The organism is Humibacillus xanthopallidus, assembly GCF_006716675.1.
Lineage (GTDB): Bacteria > Actinomycetota > Actinomycetes > Actinomycetales > Dermatophilaceae > Humibacillus > Humibacillus xanthopallidus_B.
Map to the genome: position 1 here is coordinate 1,560,715 of NZ_VFPM01000002.1, position 16,907 is coordinate 1,577,621.

General features: G+C 72.2%; 17 protein-coding genes. 10 read left to right on the forward strand and 7 right to left on the reverse strand.

Annotated features, from left to right (window positions below; all coding sequences use genetic code 11):
- Positions 1-79 precede the first annotated feature (79 nt).
- Genes FBY41_RS15095 through FBY41_RS15105 form a run of 3 tightly spaced genes read left to right on the forward strand, consistent with a single transcriptional unit; the run spans position 80 to position 2,054 of the window.
- On the forward strand, positions 80-523 hold the full coding sequence (locus FBY41_RS15095) for an SRPBCC family protein (protein ID WP_141845007.1): 444 nt from the start codon (positions 80-82) through the stop codon (positions 521-523).
- A gap of 5 nt (positions 524-528) precedes the next feature.
- The gene (locus FBY41_RS15100; RefSeq protein ID WP_141845008.1) at positions 529-1,089 is read left to right on the forward strand and encodes a hypothetical protein; all 561 of its coding nucleotides are present in this window, start codon (positions 529-531) and stop codon (positions 1,087-1,089) included.
- Positions 1,086-2,054, forward strand: coding sequence for an ROK family glucokinase (locus tag FBY41_RS15105; RefSeq protein WP_141845009.1), 969 nt, complete (start codon positions 1,086-1,088; stop codon positions 2,052-2,054). Before FBY41_RS15100 ends, FBY41_RS15105 begins: the two co-directional genes overlap by 4 nt.
- Before the next feature lie 30 nt (positions 2,055-2,084).
- On the opposite strand, the gene FBY41_RS15110 is transcribed toward FBY41_RS15105, so the two are convergent.
- Positions 2,085-2,828, reverse strand: a complete 744-nt coding sequence (locus tag FBY41_RS15110; protein ID WP_141845010.1) for a hypothetical protein — start codon at positions 2,826-2,828, stop codon at positions 2,085-2,087.
- Positions 2,829-2,934: 106 nt separating this feature from the next.
- On the opposite strand from FBY41_RS15110, the gene FBY41_RS15115 reads away from it, so the two are divergent.
- The 4 genes from FBY41_RS15115 to FBY41_RS15130 all read left to right on the forward strand — a co-directional run bounded on the left by FBY41_RS15115 (position 2,935) and on the right by FBY41_RS15130 (position 7,495).
- Complete coding sequence (locus FBY41_RS15115) at positions 2,935-3,834, forward strand: lysophospholipid acyltransferase family protein (protein ID WP_141845011.1); 900 nt, start codon at positions 2,935-2,937, stop codon at positions 3,832-3,834.
- 1 nt (position 3,835) lies between these two features.
- Complete coding sequence (gene macS / locus FBY41_RS15120) at positions 3,836-5,002, forward strand: MacS family sensor histidine kinase (protein WP_141845012.1); 1,167 nt, start codon at positions 3,836-3,838, stop codon at positions 5,000-5,002.
- A gap of 232 nt (positions 5,003-5,234) precedes the next feature.
- A complete protein-coding gene (locus FBY41_RS15125) occupies positions 5,235-5,930 on the forward strand; it encodes a response regulator (RefSeq protein ID WP_141845013.1) in 696 nt (231 codons plus the stop codon).
- Positions 5,931-6,112: 182 nt separating this feature from the next.
- On the forward strand, positions 6,113-7,495 hold the full coding sequence (locus tag FBY41_RS15130; RefSeq protein ID WP_260439793.1) for a class II 3-deoxy-7-phosphoheptulonate synthase: 1,383 nt from the start codon (positions 6,113-6,115) through the stop codon (positions 7,493-7,495).
- Positions 7,496-7,520: 25 nt separating this feature from the next.
- Here FBY41_RS15130 and FBY41_RS15135 read toward each other — a convergent pair whose 3' ends face one another.
- Genes FBY41_RS15135 through FBY41_RS23470 form a run of 3 tightly spaced genes read right to left on the reverse strand, consistent with a single transcriptional unit; the run spans position 7,521 to position 11,559 of the window.
- Complete coding sequence (locus FBY41_RS15135; RefSeq protein WP_141845014.1) at positions 7,521-8,420, reverse strand: DMT family transporter; 900 nt, start codon at positions 8,418-8,420, stop codon at positions 7,521-7,523.
- Between the two features lie 9 nt (positions 8,421-8,429).
- Positions 8,430-10,448, reverse strand: coding sequence for a Stk1 family PASTA domain-containing Ser/Thr kinase (gene pknB / locus FBY41_RS15140; RefSeq protein ID WP_185749071.1), 2,019 nt, complete (start codon positions 10,446-10,448; stop codon positions 8,430-8,432).
- Between the two features lie 49 nt (positions 10,449-10,497).
- The gene (locus FBY41_RS23470) at positions 10,498-11,559 is read right to left on the reverse strand and encodes a LysM peptidoglycan-binding domain-containing protein (RefSeq protein WP_185749072.1); all 1,062 of its coding nucleotides are present in this window, start codon (positions 11,557-11,559) and stop codon (positions 10,498-10,500) included.
- A gap of 343 nt (positions 11,560-11,902) precedes the next feature.
- Between FBY41_RS23470 and FBY41_RS15155 the strand changes: the two genes are divergently transcribed.
- A complete protein-coding gene (locus FBY41_RS15155; protein ID WP_141845161.1) occupies positions 11,903-12,280 on the forward strand; it encodes an Rv2175c family DNA-binding protein in 378 nt (125 codons plus the stop codon).
- Positions 12,281-12,344: 64 nt separating this feature from the next.
- Here FBY41_RS15155 and FBY41_RS15160 read toward each other — a convergent pair whose 3' ends face one another.
- Positions 12,345-13,451 carry a polyprenyl synthetase family protein gene (locus FBY41_RS15160; RefSeq protein WP_141845016.1) on the reverse strand — a complete coding sequence of 369 codons (1,107 nt, stop codon included), beginning with the start codon at positions 13,449-13,451 and terminating at the stop codon, positions 12,345-12,347.
- A 94-nt stretch (positions 13,452-13,545) separates the two neighbouring features.
- Here FBY41_RS15160 and FBY41_RS15165 point away from each other — a divergent pair, with 94 nt between their 5' ends.
- Positions 13,546-14,454 carry a methylenetetrahydrofolate reductase gene (locus FBY41_RS15165; protein WP_141845017.1) on the forward strand — a complete coding sequence of 303 codons (909 nt, stop codon included), beginning with the start codon at positions 13,546-13,548 and terminating at the stop codon, positions 14,452-14,454.
- 76 nt (positions 14,455-14,530) lie between these two features.
- Here FBY41_RS15165 and FBY41_RS15170 read toward each other — a convergent pair whose 3' ends face one another.
- On the reverse strand, positions 14,531-15,076 hold the full coding sequence (locus FBY41_RS15170; RefSeq protein ID WP_141845018.1) for a hypothetical protein: 546 nt from the start codon (positions 15,074-15,076) through the stop codon (positions 14,531-14,533).
- A gap of 159 nt (positions 15,077-15,235) precedes the next feature.
- Complete coding sequence (locus tag FBY41_RS15175; protein ID WP_260439794.1) at positions 15,236-16,024, reverse strand: DUF4126 domain-containing protein; 789 nt, start codon at positions 16,022-16,024, stop codon at positions 15,236-15,238.
- Between the two features lie 610 nt (positions 16,025-16,634).
- Here FBY41_RS15175 and FBY41_RS23985 point away from each other — a divergent pair.
- A partial coding sequence (locus FBY41_RS23985; RefSeq protein ID WP_260439795.1) for a DUF6504 family protein occupies positions 16,635-16,907 on the forward strand: 273 nt, incomplete at its 3' end.

Here is a 16,907-nt window from a genome sequence, read left to right on the forward strand (position 1 = left end):
CTCGCACGCGCGCGACCGGGGTCGGGAGCCAAACGCAGCCTGCACGCCGCGCCGTGACCAACGCGATAACCTTCGGCTCATGGCCGATCGCACCGAGTCCTCCATCGTCGTCGACGCACCCCCCGGAGAGGTGCTCGACGTCATCGCGGACTTCGAGGCCTACCCGGAGTGGGCCGGCGAGGTGAAGGCGATCCGCGTGCTCGCCGAGGAGGGTGACGGCTGGGCCGACCAGGTGGAGTTCACCCTCGACGCCGGAGCCATCAAGGACACCTACGTCCTCGACTACGAGTGGGACGTCGTCGAGGACGGCACGGGCGTCGTCTCGTGGTCGCTCGTCACGGCCCAGGTGCTCAAGGCCATGGACGGCTCCTACACCCTCGCCGCCCAGGGCGCGGGCACGAAGGTCACCTACCGCCTCGCGGTCGACGTCAAGATCCCCATGATCGGCCTGCTCAAGCGCAAGGCCGAGAAGGTCATCGTCGACACGGCTCTCAAAGAGCTGAAGAAGCGGGTCGAGGCCTGACCGGCGTGACGGCGACGGACGAGCCCGACGGGCACACTCACAACGGATCCCGAGCGGACGCCGAGCCGGCGCGCACGGTGGCGCAGGAGGCGGCGCTGCTCGTCGAGCTGCTGTCGCGCCGTGGCTGGGGCGCCGGCGGCGGTATGCCGTCCGCGTCCTCCCACACGACCGCTCACGAGCAGCCGGGGGCCGGGTCCTCGAGCGCTCCGCGCGCCGCCGCCGACGGGGCGGGCGGGAGTCACGACGGCGCGGCCACGGACTCGGCCGGCGCCGGGGCCCGACCCGGCGGCATACCGCTGACGGATGCCCGGCAGGCACCCGAGTGCACGTGCGGCGGCCGCGAGCCGGCGGCCTGTCGGGTGTGTCCCGTGTGCCAGATCATCAGCTTCGTCCAGCAGGTCAACCCCGACACGATCGAGCGGGTCGCCGACTTCGTCGGCTTCGCGGCCACCGCGCTGCGGGACCTCGCGACGGCGCAGCGTGAGCGCTCGACGCGTCCAGGGGCAGCCGGCGACCACGCCGCTCCCGACCCGCCGGCACGCGAGGACCACGAGGGCCCGGCATGACCCGTCGGTTGGCCATCGGCATCGACATCGGCGGCACCAAGGTCGCCGGGGGAATCGTCGACGAGAGCGGCGCGATCCTCGAGCGGGTGCGCTTCGACACCCCGCACCGCTCCACCTCGCCGCGCGTCGTCGAGAACACCATCGTCGGGGCCGTCGAGGAGCTGCTCGGCCGCGCCGATCCCGCCGACATCGTCGCCGTCGGCATCGGGGCCGCCGGCTTCGTCGCCGAGGACCGTGCGACCGTCGTCTTCGCGCCGCACCTGTCGTGGCGCAACGAGCCGTTGCGCCACGCGCTGTCGCAGCGCATCTCGCTGCCGATCACCGTCGACAACGACGCCAACGCCGCCGCGTGGGCGGAGGCGTGCTTCGGGGCGGCCCGCGGTGAGTCGCACGTCGTCGTCATCACCCTCGGCACGGGCATCGGCGGGGCACTCATCATCGACGGCCAGGTGCAGCGCGGACGCCACGGCATCGCGGGGGAGTTCGGGCACATGCAGGTCGTCCCCGGCGGCGTGCGCTGCGAGTGCGGCAACCGCGGCTGCTGGGAGCAGTACGCCAGCGGCAACGCCCTCGTCCGCGAGGCACGGGCCATGATCGAGGCCGGATCTCCTGTGGTGGCAGACCTGCTCACCCGTCTCGGTGGTGACCCTGCGGCACTCACCGGCCCCTTCATCACCGAGGCCGCCCACGACGGCGACCCCACCGCGCGCGAGCTGCTCGCCGACATCGGTGAGTGGCTGGGTATCGGCATGGCCAACCTCGCGGCCGCCTTCGACCCCGGGCTCTTCGTCATCGGCGGCGGGGTCAGCGCCGCCGACGAGATGCTCATCGGCCCGGCGCGTGACGCCTTCCGGCGCCAGCTCACGGGGCGCGGCTACCGTCCCGAGGCGAGCATCGTGCGGGCCGTCCTCGGCAGCGACGCGGGCCTCATCGGTGCCGCGGAGCTCGCCCGCAGCGGTCGCTGAGCGCCCCTCACACCCAGGTCGCCGGGTCGGTCAGACCCTCGTGCCGTCGTCGAACGGGTCGCGCTCGTTGCCGCCACGCAGCACGAGCAGCACGAAGCCGATGACGACCATGGCGATCGCGGTGACGACCCACCACCCGCTGCCGTCGCGGTCGAAGAAGAGCAGGTAGAACAGCAGCAGCGGGCCGCCGACGAGGCCGCCGACGATGGCCCAGAACATCGGGTCGGTCTCGGCCGACGGCAGCTCGATGTCGGACGGCGGCACGAAGTGGTCGTCGGGCTCACCGCCGCGGGCGGCGCTCGCCTCGTCGAGCAGTGCGTCGACGTCGTCGACCGCGTCGCTCGGGGCCCCGGCGCGCCACACGTGCGAGGTCGTCGACGCGATCGGCAGACCGAGGTCCCCGCCGTGGGCGACATCGGTCGGCGTCGGGACCGCGGGACCGGCGGGACCAGCGGGACCGGCGGGGCCTGCCGCACCGGTCGGGTCGGCGGGAACGGCCTGGCTTGCAGGGCCGAAGGGGGCGGGGTTGACCCCGGTGGTCTTGGCGGAGCCGCCGCTCGTGCCGTCGTCGGACGTCAGCGCGTCGCCCGCCGGGGCAGCGTCGCCACCGGACGGCATACGGTCGGGGGCGCCCGCGCCATCGGCCCGGTCGGCCTGGTCAGCGCCGTCAGCCCGGTCGGCGCGGTCGGCGCGGTCGGCCAGGGGGTCAGGCGCCTCGTCGTCCCAGCCCGCGACGATCCGCTGGAACTCCGCATCGAGGTCGCGGTCGTTCACGGGAATCCTCCTGGCGGTGCGGCGGGACCTCCTGATCCTCGCATGCGGCCCTCACCGCGCGCGAGTGTCGTAGAGTTCGAGCCGTCACGTGGAAGGTGGACAACGGTTGTTCTACTGGTTTCTGAAGACGATCGTCATCGGTCCCATCATCAGGCTGCTCTTCAGGCCCTGGGTCGAGGGCGAGGAGAACATCCCCGAGGAGGGGCCGGCGATCTTCGCCTCCAACCACCTGTCCTTCTCCGACTCGGTGTTCCTGCCGCTCGTCGTGCCGCGCCGCGTCACCTTCCTCGCGAAGAGCGACTACTTCACCGGACGTGGGGTCAAGGGCCGTCTGACGGCAGCCTTCTTCAAGGCCATCGGGCAGGTGCCCGTCGACCGTTCCGGAGGCAAGGCGAGCAGCGCCGCGCTCAACTCGGGCCTCAAGGTGCTGCGCCGCGGTGACCTGCTCGGCATCTATCCCGAGGGCACGCGCTCGCCCGACGGGCGCCTCTACCGCGGCCGCACCGGTGTGGCCCGGATGGCCCTCGAGGGCCGCGTCACCGTGATCCCCGTGGCGATGATCGGCACCGACAAGGCCCAGCCGACCGGCAAGGTCATCCCGCGCATCATGCGGGTGGGGGTGCGGGTCGGCAAGCCGCTCGACTTCTCTCGCTACGAGGGCATGGAGGACGACCGCTTCGTCCTGCGCTCGATCACCGACGAGATCATGTACGAGCTGATGCTGCTGTCGGGCCAGGAGTACGTCGACATGTACGCCACGTCGATGAAGGACCGCCTGCTCGCCGCAGCCCGGGCCAAGGCCAAGGAGCTCCAGGAGGCCGCCAAGCCGGGTGCGGCTGCGCCGGAGCTCGAGGCGGCTCTCGACGCCGCCGAGGGTCGGGCGACGCAGCTCGAGCGGGCCAGGGACCTCCCCGACCCTGCGAGCGACGCCGGCAGGGACACCGCCGCAGCCCGTTCCGCGCCTGACGAGGACGAGGGCCCCGGGCCCGTCGTCGCTGCCTCCTGAGATGAGCGGGCGCGAGCCCCTGACGCCCGGCCGAGCCGCGGTGCTGCTCGACGAGCACGTCGTCGTCCGCGGGCTCTGGCGTGCCGTCGACGTCTTCCGCTGTCTCGCGCTCGCGTATGCCGTCTGGTCGGCCTGGGAACGGCGCGAGGAGATGGTCAACCCGACCGTTGCCGTCGTCATCCTCGGGGTCCTCACCGGGTGGACCGTCGTGCAGACGGTGCGGCCGATGCGCACGGCGCGGGCCTACACGGTCGAGCTCGCCATCGCGTGCGCCGCCATCCTCGGCACGCGCCTCGTCGACAGCCCCGAGGTCATCACGTCGGGGGCCAAGACGATCCCGTCGATCTGGCCGTCCGCCGCCATCGTCGGTTGGGCCGTGCTGCGCGGCTGGCGCGGCGGTGTCGTGGCCGCGGCGATCGTCGGGGCATGCTCCTTCGTCGAGGTCATCGAGCCGACGGCCAACACGGTGACCAACACGATCCTCGGCCTGCTCCTCGGCGGCTGCATCGGCTACTGCGTCGACCTCACCCGCGCGAGCCACGCAGCGCTCGCCGAGGCCATGCGGGTCGAGGCGGCCCGCGCCGAGCGCGACCGGCTCGCGCGCACCGTGCACGACGGCGTGCTGCAGACCCTCGCCTTCATCAACCGCCGGGCGATCGACATCGGCGGCGAGACCGCCGCCCTCGGCGCGATGGCGGGGGAGCAGGAGCGCATCCTCCGCACCCTCGTCAGCCAGGCCGATCTCGCCGAGGTCGACCGGGCCGTCTCGGGCGAGGCCGACCTGCGTGGCCTGCTCGCGCACGTCGAGACCGACGACATCGCCCTCGTCGCCCCCGCCGAGCCGGTGCTGCTGCCACGTCGGGTCGCCGACGAGGTCGTCGCGGCCGTCGAGGCGGCCGTCGACAACGTGCGCAAGCACGCCGGCCAGGGGGCCAGGGCGTGGGTGCTGCTCGACGACGACGGGGCAGGGGTGCAGGTCACCATCCGCGACTCCGGGGTCGGTGTCGAGGCCGGACGGCTCGACGAGGCCGTCGGGCAGGGTCGCCTGGGGGTGTCGTCGAGCATCCGGGGGCGCCTCGCCGACCTCGGTGGCACCGCGAGCGTCACCTCGGGCGCGGCCGGTGGCACGACGGTCGAGCTGCGGGTGCCGCACGCCCCGGCCCGCTGAGGTCGTGTGCCGCGTCCCGCTCCCCTGGGTAGGCCCCGTCCGGACGACGAAATCTGCTCCACAGACCGTGACGTCTCGGGCACGATGGACAGGAACGGCGTCGCCACGCCGTCGCGGCCGCTGCCGGGGGCAGGGGGAGCAGCAGGGGAGCAGCAGGGGAGCAGCAGGGGGAGAGGGGCCGTCGCCGGCTCCGCCGACGCATCAGAGGGAGGCTGGGGATCGGTGAGGTGCCATGACTGAGCAGGGGCAGGGGTCGGCCGCCGACCACGTCACGGTCGTCGTCGCCGACGACCACCCGATGTGGCGCGACGCCGTGGCCCGCGACCTCGCCGACGCCGGCTTCGAGGTCGTCGCCACCGCGGACGACGGGCGCGCGGCCGTGGCGCGCACCCGTGCCCTCGTGCCCGACGTGCTCGTGCTCGACCTCAACCTGCCCGGCCTCGACGGACCGGAGGTGTGTGCCGCGCTCTCGGCGGCGCGGGTGCCGACGCGCATCCTCATCCTCTCGGCGAGCGGTGACCACAAGGACGTGCTCGACGCCGTCAAGGCGGGCGCCCTCGGCTACCTCGTGAAGTCCGCCGGCCGGGAGGAGTTCCTCGCCGCGGTGCGCGCCACCGCGGCCGGTGACCCGGTCTTCACCCCCGGCCTCGCGGGTCTCGTGCTCGGCGAGTTCCGGCGCGCCCGCACGGCCGGTCCGGATCAGGGCGGTCGCGAGATCCCGGAGCTCACCGAGCGGGAGACCGAGATCCTGCGCTACGTCGCCACCGGGATGGGCTACAAGGAGATCGCCGCGACGCTCTTCCTCTCGCACCGCACGGTGCAGAACCACGTGCAGAACATCTTCGGCAAGCTCCAGATGCACAACCGGGTCGAGCTCGCCCGGTTCGCGATGGAGCGCGGCCTCGACCTCGGCGACCCCGCGACCTGACCGCCGCGTCGAGCTGCTGCCGTATGCGGCCCGGCCACGTCGAGTGCCCACCGTCCCCCGGGAGCCTGCCGGACGGCATACCGGAGGGCGTCGGTGACGGTGTCCACGGGCGAGTCGTGGTTTCGGGATGCGGACCTCGGCCGGGGCGGGCCCCGCACGGCGACTACGCTGTCGGGGTGAACATGAGCGCCGTCACCGCCGATGTCGGCCTCGAGCCCGTCGACGGGTCCGAGGCCCTGGCCGCCCTCACCGCCGCCGCGACCGAGCTCGAGGCGACGCAGCAGCCGAGCTGGCCGGACACGGCCGCGCTCGCCGAGGTGATCGAGACGCTCTCGACCTATCCACCGCTCGTCTTCGCCGGTGAGTGCGACATCCTCACCGACCGCATGGCCAAGGCGGCGGTCGGCGAGGCCTTCGTCCTGCAGGGCGGCGACTGCGCAGAGACGTTCGCGTCGGCGACCGCCGACAACATCCGCGACCGCATCAAGACGATCCTGCAGATGGCGGCCGTGCTGACCTACGGCGCGTCGGTGCCGGTCATCAAGATCGGCCGCATGGCGGGGCAGTACGCCAAGCCGCGCAGCTCGACGGTCGAGACCCGCGAGGGCGTGACGCTGCCGGCCTTCCGGGGCGACATGGTCAACGACTTCGCCTTCCACGAGACGGCTCGCATCCCCGACCCGCAGCGCCTCGTCCGCGCCTACCACGCGAGCTCGGCCACCCTCAACCTCGTGCGTGCTTTCACCACAGGCGGATTCGCGGACCTGCGGCACGTGCACGACTGGAACCGCGGCTTCGTCGCCAACGCCGCCAACCAGCGCTACGAGAAGATCGCCAAGGACATCGACAAGGCGATGCGCTTCATGGCGGCCTGCGGCGCCGACTTCGACGCCATGCGCACGGTCGAGTTCTACGCCGCCCACGAGGCGCTGCTGCTCGACTACGAGCGCCCGCTGACGCGCATCGACTCCCGCTCCGGTCGTCTCTACGACACCTCCACGCACTTCGTCTGGGTCGGCGAGCGCACCCGCCAGCTCGACGGCGCCCACATCGACTTCGTGTCGCGCATCAGCAACCCCATCGGCGTCAAGCTCGGCCCCAAGGCCGACATCGACGAGGTGCTGCGCCTCATCGACAAGGTCGACCCCCAGCGCACGCCGGGTCGCCTCACGTTCATCACGCGGATGGGTGCGGGCACGATCCGTGACGCGCTGCCGGCCCTCGTCGACAAGGTGACCGCCTCGGGCGCCACGGTGACGTGGATCTGCGACCCGATGCACGGCAACACCTTCGAGAGCCCCTCGGGCTACAAGACGCGCGACTTCGAGGACATCGTCGAGGAGGTGCGGGGCTTCTTCGAGGTGCACCGCTCGCTCGGGACGATCCCGGGTGGCATCCACGTCGAGCTCACGGGCAACGACGTGACGGAGTGCCTCGGCGGCGCGGAGAAGATCATCGACTCCGACCTCGAGAAGCGCTACGAGTCTGTGTGCGACCCGCGCCTCAACCACCAGCAGTCGCTCGAGCTCGCCTTCCTCGTCGCGGAGATGCTCGCGCAGGGCTGACACCTGGGGTCGGTCGGCACCGGGATCAGACCTCGTGGTGCAGAGCCTCGGCAGGCAGCTCACCCGGGCGCCGGCGCGCGAGGATCTCGACGGCATACATCGCCGCGAGCACGAGCGCGCCGCCGACCAGCATTCGCGCCGTCAGCGACTCGTCGCCGAGGGTGACGGCGAAGAACGCGGCGAAGACCGGCTCGACCGTCATGATGATCGCCGCGCGGGTGGCGGGCAGGTGGGCCTGGGCCCACGTCTGGGCCCAGAGCGCGAGGATGCTCGCGAAGGCGACCATGTAGAGCACCGACGCCCACTGCCCCGCACCGCTTGGGAGGACGATGCCCCCGGGCGCCGCCCCGACGAGGCAGAGCACCGCGATGACGACCATCTGCACGACCGAGAGACCGACCGCAATCTCGCCGGCGCTGAAGCGGCCGAGGCCGACGATGTGCAGGGCATAGAGCACGGCGGCCAGCAGTGTGATCGCCTCGCCGACCCCGACCGAGAAGCCGTTGAGCGACAGCAGCGCGAGCCCGACGGTGGCGAGCGCCACGGCGGCCCACGTCGAGCCGGCCACCTTCTCGCGCAGCAGGAGCGCGGTGAAGACCGGTGTGAGCACGACGTAGGTGCCGGTGATGAAGCCCGACACGGAGGCCGGCGTCGTCGCGAGGCCCTGGGTCTGCGCGATCTGGGCGAGTCCGCAGAGCACGCCGAGCCCGACCCCGATGGACACCGCGCGCCGGTCGAGGGCTCGCACGGACCGCCAGAACGCCACGAGCATGATCACCGCCGCGATCGTGAAGCGCACCGCGAGGAAGTCGACCGGCGGCACCGTCTCGACGAGGTCGTGGATGAGGAAGAAGGTGGAGCCCCACACCGCAGTCAGGGCGATGAGCAGGAGCGTGGCAAGGCGCGACTGCGCCGCGTGCTGCACGGCGCGGTCTCAGACGATCGTGAGGATGATCGTCGAGCCCTTCGGCGCCTGCTGGCCGCCGTCGATGCTCTGCACGCGCACGAGGTCGAAGAGCTTGCCGAAGGGATAGTCCTTCTGGACCTTGAAGCCGAGGTCGGTCAGTGCCTTCTCCGCCTCGGCCGTGGGGCGGCCGACGACGCCGGGCACCTGCACCATGACCGGCCCCTTGGACACGGTGATCGTCACGCTGTCACCGCGGAAGAGCGAGCCCTTGGCGGGGGTCTGCGAGACGACCTGCCCCGTGGGCACCGTGTCGCTGTTGACGTCGTCGGCGCGCACTGCCTTGAGGCCCGCCTTGGTGATCGCTGCCGCCGCGGCGCCCGCGTCCGCCCCGACGACCGAGGGCACGCGGATGGGCTGGCGGCCCTTCGACACGACGACCGACACCGCGACCCCACGCTTGACCGACGTGCCGGCCTTCGGGTCCTGGGAGATGACCTCGCCCTCGGGCACCGTCTCGCTCCACGCCGTCGTGCGCTCACCCACCGCCAGGGTGAGCGGCGACAGGGCCTTGGCGAGGTCGTCGGCCTTCGTGCCGACGAGGGCCGGCACGTCGTAGCGCTCCTGGCCCTTGGAGACGACGACCCGCACGATCGAGTCCTTGGACAGCTGGGTGCCGGGGTCGGGCTCGATGCGCAGCACGACGCCCTTGGCGACGGTCTCGGAGAACTCCTCGTTCTCGTCCAGCGAGAGTGAGGCCTGGCGAAGGGCCGTGTCGGCGGCGGTGAGCTGCTGGCCCACGACCGCGGGCACGACGGTCATGCCGCCCGGCCCGACGGTGAACCACCAGCCCGCTGCGCCCGCCCCGACGACCAGCAGGGCGGCGACCCACCACGGCCACCGCCGCCGGCGCCTGCGCTGGAGCGGGAGGGCGGCCGTGTGGCTGCGCTCTGGCTCGTGCACCGGCAGGCCGGCGAGCGACGAGCGCTGACGCGCCCGACGCGGTATGCCGTCCGCCTCGTCGGGCGGCGCACCGGCGTCGCGCCCGGCGCGGGCCGAGGTTGCCGCGGCAGCCGGGGGGGCGGCATACGCCGACGCGGAGCCGGTGTCGCGCACCGCGGGGAGCGTCGCGGTGGTCGCGACGACGGGGGAGAGGGGCGTGGCACCGAGGGCGCTGCCGCGCCGGTCGAGCTCGGCGGGGATGAGGTCGCGGCGCACGTGCTGCAGGGCGCGCAGGAAGTCGCCCGCACTGGCGAAGCGGTCGTCGGGCTCGAGCGCCGTGGCGCGGGCGACGAGGTCGTCGAGGCGGGCCGGCACGGTCGGCACGACGGCCGACGGCGCGTCGATGGAGCCGTGGACGTGCTTGTAGGCGATCTGGATCGGGGTGTCGCCGCTGACGGCCTTGCGACCGGTCAGCATCTCGAAGAGGAGCAGCCCCGCGGCGTAGAGATCGCTGCGCTGATCGGCGACCCCGCGCTCGACCTGCTCGGGCGAGAGGTAGGAGACCGTGCCGAGCAGGACGCCGGTCTGGCTCGTCGTCGTCTGGTTGGTGATGGCGCGCGCGAGGCCGAAGTCTGCCACCTTGACCTCGCCGTCACGGCGGACGATGACGTTCTCCGGCTTGACGTCGCGGTGGATGAGCCCGGCCGAGTGGGCGGCCTGCAGGGCGAGAAGGATCGGCTCGAGGATCGCGATCGCCTCGCGGGCGGTGAGCGGCGCCTCCTCGTGGATGACGTCGCGCAGGGTCTTGCCCTCGACGAGCTCCATCGCGAGGAAGACGTCGCCGTCGTCCTCGCCCTGGTCGTAGACGGCGACGACGTTGGGGTGGCTGAGGCGGGCCGCCGACCGGGCCTCGCTGCGGAAGCGCTCGACGAAGACGGCGTCGGTCGCGAGGCCGGGACGCATGATCTTCAGGGCGACGTCTCGGTCGAGGCGTGCGTCGAGCGCCACGTAGACCGAGGCCATGCCTCCGTCTGCGAGGTGCGAGAGGACGCGGTACCTCCCGTCGATGACCCGACCGACGAGGGAGTCCGCCACGCTGGACGTCACGGCAGGAGTTTACGGTGCCCCGGCCTGCATTCCCTGCAGGCGAGGCGGGTCAGAGCCGGGCGTAGATCGCCTTGACGCTGGCGACGTAGGCCTTCGTGTCGGTGTAGAGACCTCGCGTGCGCACCGAGTAGAGGCCCTGGTAGTAGGCGGCGATGGCCTGGTCGCTCGAGTCGGCCATCGTCTGCAGCGCACGGAGCACGAGCACCCCGGCGGTGATGTTGTCGCGCACGTCGTAGAGGTCGAGCTTCCGGCCCGCGAGCTGGGAGGCCCAGGTGCCGGTGATCGGCATGATCTGCATGACGCCGACGGCGTTCGTCGAGGAGACCGCGCGCTGGTACCACCCCGACTCGAGCCAGCCGATCGCGAGGGCCAGCTTGGGGTCGACACCGTGCCGGGTGGCGATGGAGCGGATGAGGTCGGCGGTCTCGGTGCGGCTCGGGACGGTCATGGCCGCGAGCTTGGCCTTGCTCGCTGCGACGGCCTGGGCGCGCGCCGTCGAGGCCGTCGGCTTCGCGGCCGGCTGGGAGGACGGCTTCGGGGCGGGCTTGGGTCCGGGCTTCGAGGACGGCTTCGGGAACGGCTTGCGGGCGGGCTGCCCACTCGCCCCGGGCGTCGGGACGGTGATGCGCTGGCCGACGTAGATGTAGCTCGACGCGCTGAGGTGGTTGGCGGCGAGGAGCGCCGTGACGCTGACCGTGTAGCGCTTCGCGATGCCCGACATCGTGTCGCCGGAGCGCACGACGTAGGTGCGCAGGGCGGTGGTGGCGGGCTTGCGGGTCGGCTTCGTGGCGGCAGCGGGCTTCGCGGCCGGCCTGACGGTGGGCTTGGCGGTGGGCTTGGCGGCGGGCCTCGCGGCGGGCCTCGCGGCTGCCGCGGGCGTGGCAGCACCCTTGCCGGGGACGAGCAGCTTCTGGCCGACGTGGATCACCGCGCCGCCGTGGGGCAGGCGGTTCTTGGCCACGATGGCGGCGACGGTCGTGCGATGCGTGATGGCGAGGTCCCAGAGGGTGTCGCCGGAGCGCACGGTCACCGTGCTCCAGGTCGTCCGCGGTGCAGCCACGACCGCGTGCGGGGGAGTGACGAGTGTGGCGACGTCGGCGGCGAAGGGCACGTCGAGGGTCCTTTCCTTCGAAGCCCGGTGCTCTGGCTCGGTGTCCCGAGGCTGCTCTGGCGAGGTGGAGGGGGCGCCCGGAAGGATCGGGTGAGCGGGCTACTGCTGTGATCGGTGAGTCTGGAAGACAACTGTGGGGCGCGTGTGACACTAGCGTATATTTGAGCGCTAAAGTATAAATACATCGGTGTAATTCGGGGTGGATGCCGGGTCAGTGGCAGACTCCTCACTCGTGAGCGACCACCCGCAGCACGATCCCGCCCAGCCCCTGGCACCGGCCGCGTCCGAGCCGCGCGCCGCCACGAACCCGCTCGGCGAGGCGGGGGTCGCCGACCAGACGGATGTGGCGGAGGCGTCGGACTCGCCCGGTCTCGAAGCCCTGGTCGGGGAGTGGCTCACCGTGCCCGACCTCGCGGAGCGCCTCGGTGTCGCCCTCTCGGCAGCTCGGCGGCTGATCGCCGACCGCGAGCTCGTGGCGACCCGCATCGGCGAGCGCCGGGTCATCGCGGTGCCGGCGAAGTTCGTCGACGAGACGGGCCCGCGTCCCGAGCTCAAGGGCACCTTCACGGTGCTCGCCGACGGCGGGATGAGCGATGACGAGATCATCGCGTGGCTCTTCACCCCCGATGCGACGCTGCCCGTGGAGGGCGCCCCGATCGACGCGCTGCGCGCGGGACACAAGACCGAGATCCGTCGCCGCGCCCAGGAGCTCGCCTTCTAGCGCTCGGACGGTTCGCGCTGACCCCGTCGCAGCCAGGACTGCTGAGCCCCAGGCTCGCTGATCCTCAGGCGTGGCGAGCGGTCGACACGTCGACGAGCGCCTCGAGCACCTCGAGCGCACTGCCGTCGAGGCGCCCGCTCTCACGAGCCCTGCCCACGGCCTTGCGGGCATCGTCGGCGAGCGTCGCGATGAGCTCCTCGACCCGATCGACCGCGCCCGTGCCCACGAGGACGCGACGGATCGCCTCCACGCCGGCGACGTCGAGGTCGTCACGCCCGAGCAGCGACTCGACGAGCGCCCGGTCGTCGGGTGCAGCTGCGTCGAGGGCCAGCGCGATGAGCACCGTGCGCTTGCCCTCGCGCAGGTCGTCGCCCGCCGGCTTTCCCGTCGCCTCCGGGTCGCCGAAGACGCCGAGGAGGTCGTCGCGCAGCTGGAACGCCTCACCGAGGGCGAGCCCGTAGTCCGACAGGGGAGCGAGGTCGTCGTCGGTCGCGCCACCGACGAGCGCGCCGATGCGGAGGGGGTGCTCGATGGTGTACTTCGCGCTCTTGAAGCGGATGACCTTGCGGGCCGAGGCGATCCGCTCCTCGAGGTCGAGCCCGTCCCAGCCACGGACCGACTCGAGCAGGTCGAGGAACTGCCCACCCATGAGCTGGGTGCGCATCGCGTCGAAGAGGTGCCGACCCCGGGCGAGCTCCTCCGCCGGCAGGCCGCACGTCGCGTAGAGCTCGTCGCACCAGGTGAGGCAGAGGTCGCCGGCGAGGATCGCCGCGCCCTCGCCGAACCGGTCCGCGTCGCCGTCCCAGCCCCGGGCGGCGTGCAGCGCTGCCACGGCCCGGTGGGCGGACGGCATACCGCGTCGGGTGTCGCTGCGGTCCATGACGTCGTCGTGGAGCAGGGCGGCGCCCTGGAAGAACTCCATGCTCGCCGCGAGCCGCACGAGGGCGTCGGAGTCGGCGCCCCCGGCTGCGCGGTAGCCCCAGTAGAGGAAGCCGGCACGCAGCCCCTTGCCGCCCGTGAGCAGCCGTTCGACGGCGTCGACGAGGGGGGCGATCTCGGGGCCGATCTCGGTGAGCGAGGTGGCGCCCCCGGCGATCTGCCCGTCGATCGCCTGCTGGACCCGTCGGCGGAGGCCGTCGAGGTCGGTGGGGGTCTGCACGAGGTCCTCCATCGCGTCGGGAAGTCGTGCGCCAGCCTACGCGGAGCCTGCACCACGACGTGGGCAGCCCACGCGTCGTGGACGGCGCCGCCTTATCGTGGGCTCCATGGCACACGGTACGGCGTCCTCGATGACGCGCGCGGAACGCTTCACGCGCTCGATCCCCGACCTCATCGGTGGACCCCTGCCGTCGTTCAGCTTCGAGTTCTTCCCGCCCAAGGACGACGCCTCGGAGGCACAGCTCTGGGATGCCATCCGCCGGCTCGAGAAGGTCGCGCCGAGCTTCGTCTCGATCACCTACGGCGCCGGCGGGGGCACTCGTGACCGCACCGTGCGCCTCACCCAGCGGGTGCTCGAGGAGACGTCGTTGACACCGATGGCGCACCTCACGTGCGTCGGCCACTCGGTCGGCGAGCTGCGCTCCGTCGTGGGGGCGTATGCCGCCGGCGGCGTGCGCAACATCCTCGCCCTGCGCGGTGACCCCCAGGGCGGCCTCGGCCAGCCGTGGGTGGCGCACCCTCAGGGCCTCGACCACGCCGACGAGCTCGTGCGCCTCGTCAAGGGGCTCGGTGACTTCACCGTCGGCGTCGCGGCCTTCCCCGACGGCCACCCCGAGTCACGCGACATCAGTGAGGACGCCGAGACCCTCATCCGCAAGGAGCAGGCGGGCGCTGAGTTCGCGATCACCCAGATGGTCTTCGACGTCGACCACTACCTTCGTCTGCGTGACGAGCTCACGCGCCGCGGCTCGCGACTGCCGGTGGTGCCGGCGATCATGCCGATCACCAACGCCCGTCAGGTCGTGCGGATGGCCGAGCTCGCCGGCCAGCCCATGCCGGCCGCTGTCACCGACCGGCTCGAGCGTCACGGTGACGATGCTGCCGCCGTGCGCGCCGAGGGGATGGCGATCGCCTCGGAGTCGTCGCGGCGCCTGCTCGACGAGGGCGCCCCCGGCATCCACTTCATCACGATGAACCGGTCGTCGGCGACGCTCGAGGTCTTCGGCAACCTCTGAGGATTCCACGGCTGCTGGGTCGGCCGGCGAGCGCGCCTGCGGGTGCCGGTGTGGCGCCGGCACCCGCCTCGGCCCGTCAGGTGGTCGACGAAGCGGTGGTCGTGCCCGTGTCGGGCTGGGTGGACTGGTTGGGCTGGGTGGACTGGTCGGGCTGGGGGCCGTCGCCGTCACGGTCGCCGCGCATGCCCATGCCGGGTCCCATCCCGCCTCCGGGCCCACCCTCCTGCACCCCGGTCACCGTGAACGACGCGTCGACCTGCACGGTGATGTGGGTGCCGTCCGCGCGCACCATGTGGGCCTCGTAGACGCCGTCCGAGTCGGTCTCGACCCGCTCGATGGTGGCACCGGGCTCCTTGGCCTTCGCCGCGGCGGTCACCTTGGCCGCCGTGTCACCCGTGAGCAGCTTCTCGTCCGACCTCATGGGCTTGCTCGGGTCGGTGTTGCCGTTGCCCATGCCGCCGCGCATGCCCTGCTGCCCGCTCTCGGGGCCCTGGCCGTAGCCGTTCGTGGTGGTCGCGCCGGTCCCGGTCTCGTCGGCGCTGGCGAGAGCCGCTCCACCGAGCGCGAGGGCCGAGGCGGCCACGATGCCCGCCCCGGCGAGGGCGATGGTCTTCTTGTTCATGCCTGTGTCTCCTTCGATGGACTGGCGGTGCGTGCCAGTGCCTCCACCGTCGGCGGGGGTGCTGTGCCCTCACCCTCGGTGACATGGCGATGCGCTGTGAGCAGGTCGGGCCCAGCTGGCCCCGGACTCGTGACGGGCGAAGGCCCCTGCGCAGTGGGCTCAGCCCTGCTGGTCGAAGGGTCTCTGACCCTCGCCGGCACGGGGTGGTCGGTCAGTCGGGTGGTGCGGTGGGTCGGAGCCGGCGCCCAGACCTGCGCCGCCGGACCGACCCGGTGAGCTGCCGGGTGATCTGGAGGGAGACCTGCCGGGAGATCTGCCGGGAGATCTGGCGGGCGTCGAGGGGGTGGAGGGCGCGGAGATGCCCATGCGTTCACCCCAGGCGTCGTAGCGCCGCTTGTAGCGCCGGATGCGACCGGCGACCTTGTAGACGATGAAGCCGCCCAGCAGCAGCAGGACGAGGGCGATCGTCGCGGCGAGCCACGGATGGGCGATCGTCAGGGCGGTCACGCCGGTCACGGCGACGTCCTCCGTCGTGCTCACGACGACGTTGCTCGCCGGCTCGGGGGAGGTGTTGACCGCAGCACGCAGCCCGGCCTTGATCCCGTGCGAGATGAGGGCGGTGATGCCACCGGTGGCGGCGCCGATCGCCGCGTCGAGGCTGGCCGTCTCGTGGCCGATGAGGTAGCCGATCGTCGCTCCCACGGCCGGGCGCACGACGGTGTGCACGGAGTCCCAGACGGAGTCGACGTAGGGGATCTTGTCGGCGACCATCTCGATGGCGAAGAGGATGCCGGCACCGATGAGCACGTCGGTGCGGGCCAGGGCGTCAGGGATCTGCGAGACGCCGAACACGCGGTCGGCGAGTCCGAGGACGAGCACGACGAGGTAGGCGTTGATGCCGCTTCCCCATCCGGTGCTGAACGCCATGGGGATGAGCTCCGCTCCCACGGCCCCTCCTCGCTCTCGTGCGTGCTCTGCCTGCTCCGGTGCTGCTTCGGTGCACGACATGGTGTCGGACAGGTCTGACAGTCCCGCATCCGCGGGGGAGCCGCAAGGTGCTCGCGCCGGCCGGGCCGAGGGTGCGCCCCGCCGGGCATGCAGAGCGGGCTCGATCCGTGAGCGGACGGAACCCCTGCGCCCCTCCGTTCGCGGACCGAACCCGCACGAGCAAGCCTGTCGTCTGCTCGTCCGGAGTACCTGAGCACGGCTACTCATGTCGGTGCGCCCACCGCAGGGTCGGCGGGGCCGGTGGGGGTCGACGGGGGTCGGGCGCGGCTGTGGAGGGCGTCTTGACACGGTGTCGGCGGCAGGGGTTACAGTCGAGATATCGAACAGGTGTTCGAATGAGTCAGGGGCCGGCCAGCAGGTCGGTCATGAGGTGTCAGTCGTCGGTTGGTGTCAGGACTGCGCGTGTGGGGCGTGTGTGGTTCTGGGTCGTGATGTCCGGCCTCGACGTGTCCGAAGGAGACGTGTCGTGGTGCGTAGGTTCAGTGATCCCGTCGAGGTGCGGGTTCGTGGTGAGGGTGTGAGGCCGTCATCGGTGCGTTCGGCGCTCCCGGTGGGAGGGCAGTCCGCGAGAGATCCTCTCTCCGGTTCCTCGGCGACGGGCCGGGGCCCGGCCGGCTCCGGTGATGCCGTCGGTGATGCCGTCGGTGATGCCGGTGGAGGCATCGGTGGAGCCGGTGGTGGGGCACGGCCGGAGGCGTTCATCTGGCGTGGACGGCTCTACGTCGTGCGCGACGTGCTCGCGACCTGGCGGGAACGGCGTGCCTGGTGGCGTGAGGCCCTCGACGCCGACGACGCCCGGGTGCGACCGGGGGAGACGCTCGCG

Bases quoted from the DNA above. Each gene is read 5' to 3' on its own strand.
- FBY41_RS15095 (WP_141845007.1), top strand. From the start codon at position 80: ATGGCCGATCGCACCGAGTCCTCCATCGTCGTCGACGCACCCCCCGGA.
- FBY41_RS15105 (WP_141845009.1), top strand. From the start codon at position 1,086: ATGACCCGTCGGTTGGCCATCGGCATCGACATCGGCGGCACCAAGGTC.
- macS (WP_141845012.1), top strand. From the start codon at position 3,836: ATGAGCGGGCGCGAGCCCCTGACGCCCGGCCGAGCCGCGGTGCTGCTC.
- FBY41_RS15125 (WP_141845013.1), top strand. From the start codon at position 5,235: ATGACTGAGCAGGGGCAGGGGTCGGCCGCCGACCACGTCACGGTCGTC.
- FBY41_RS15130 (WP_260439793.1), top strand. From the start codon at position 6,113: ATGAGCGCCGTCACCGCCGATGTCGGCCTCGAGCCCGTCGACGGGTCC.
- FBY41_RS15160 (WP_141845016.1), bottom strand. From the start codon at position 13,451: ATGGAGGACCTCGTGCAGACCCCCACCGACCTCGACGGCCTCCGCCGA.
- FBY41_RS15165 (WP_141845017.1), top strand. From the start codon at position 13,546: ATGGCACACGGTACGGCGTCCTCGATGACGCGCGCGGAACGCTTCACG.
- FBY41_RS15170 (WP_141845018.1), bottom strand. From the start codon at position 15,076: ATGAACAAGAAGACCATCGCCCTCGCCGGGGCGGGCATCGTGGCCGCC.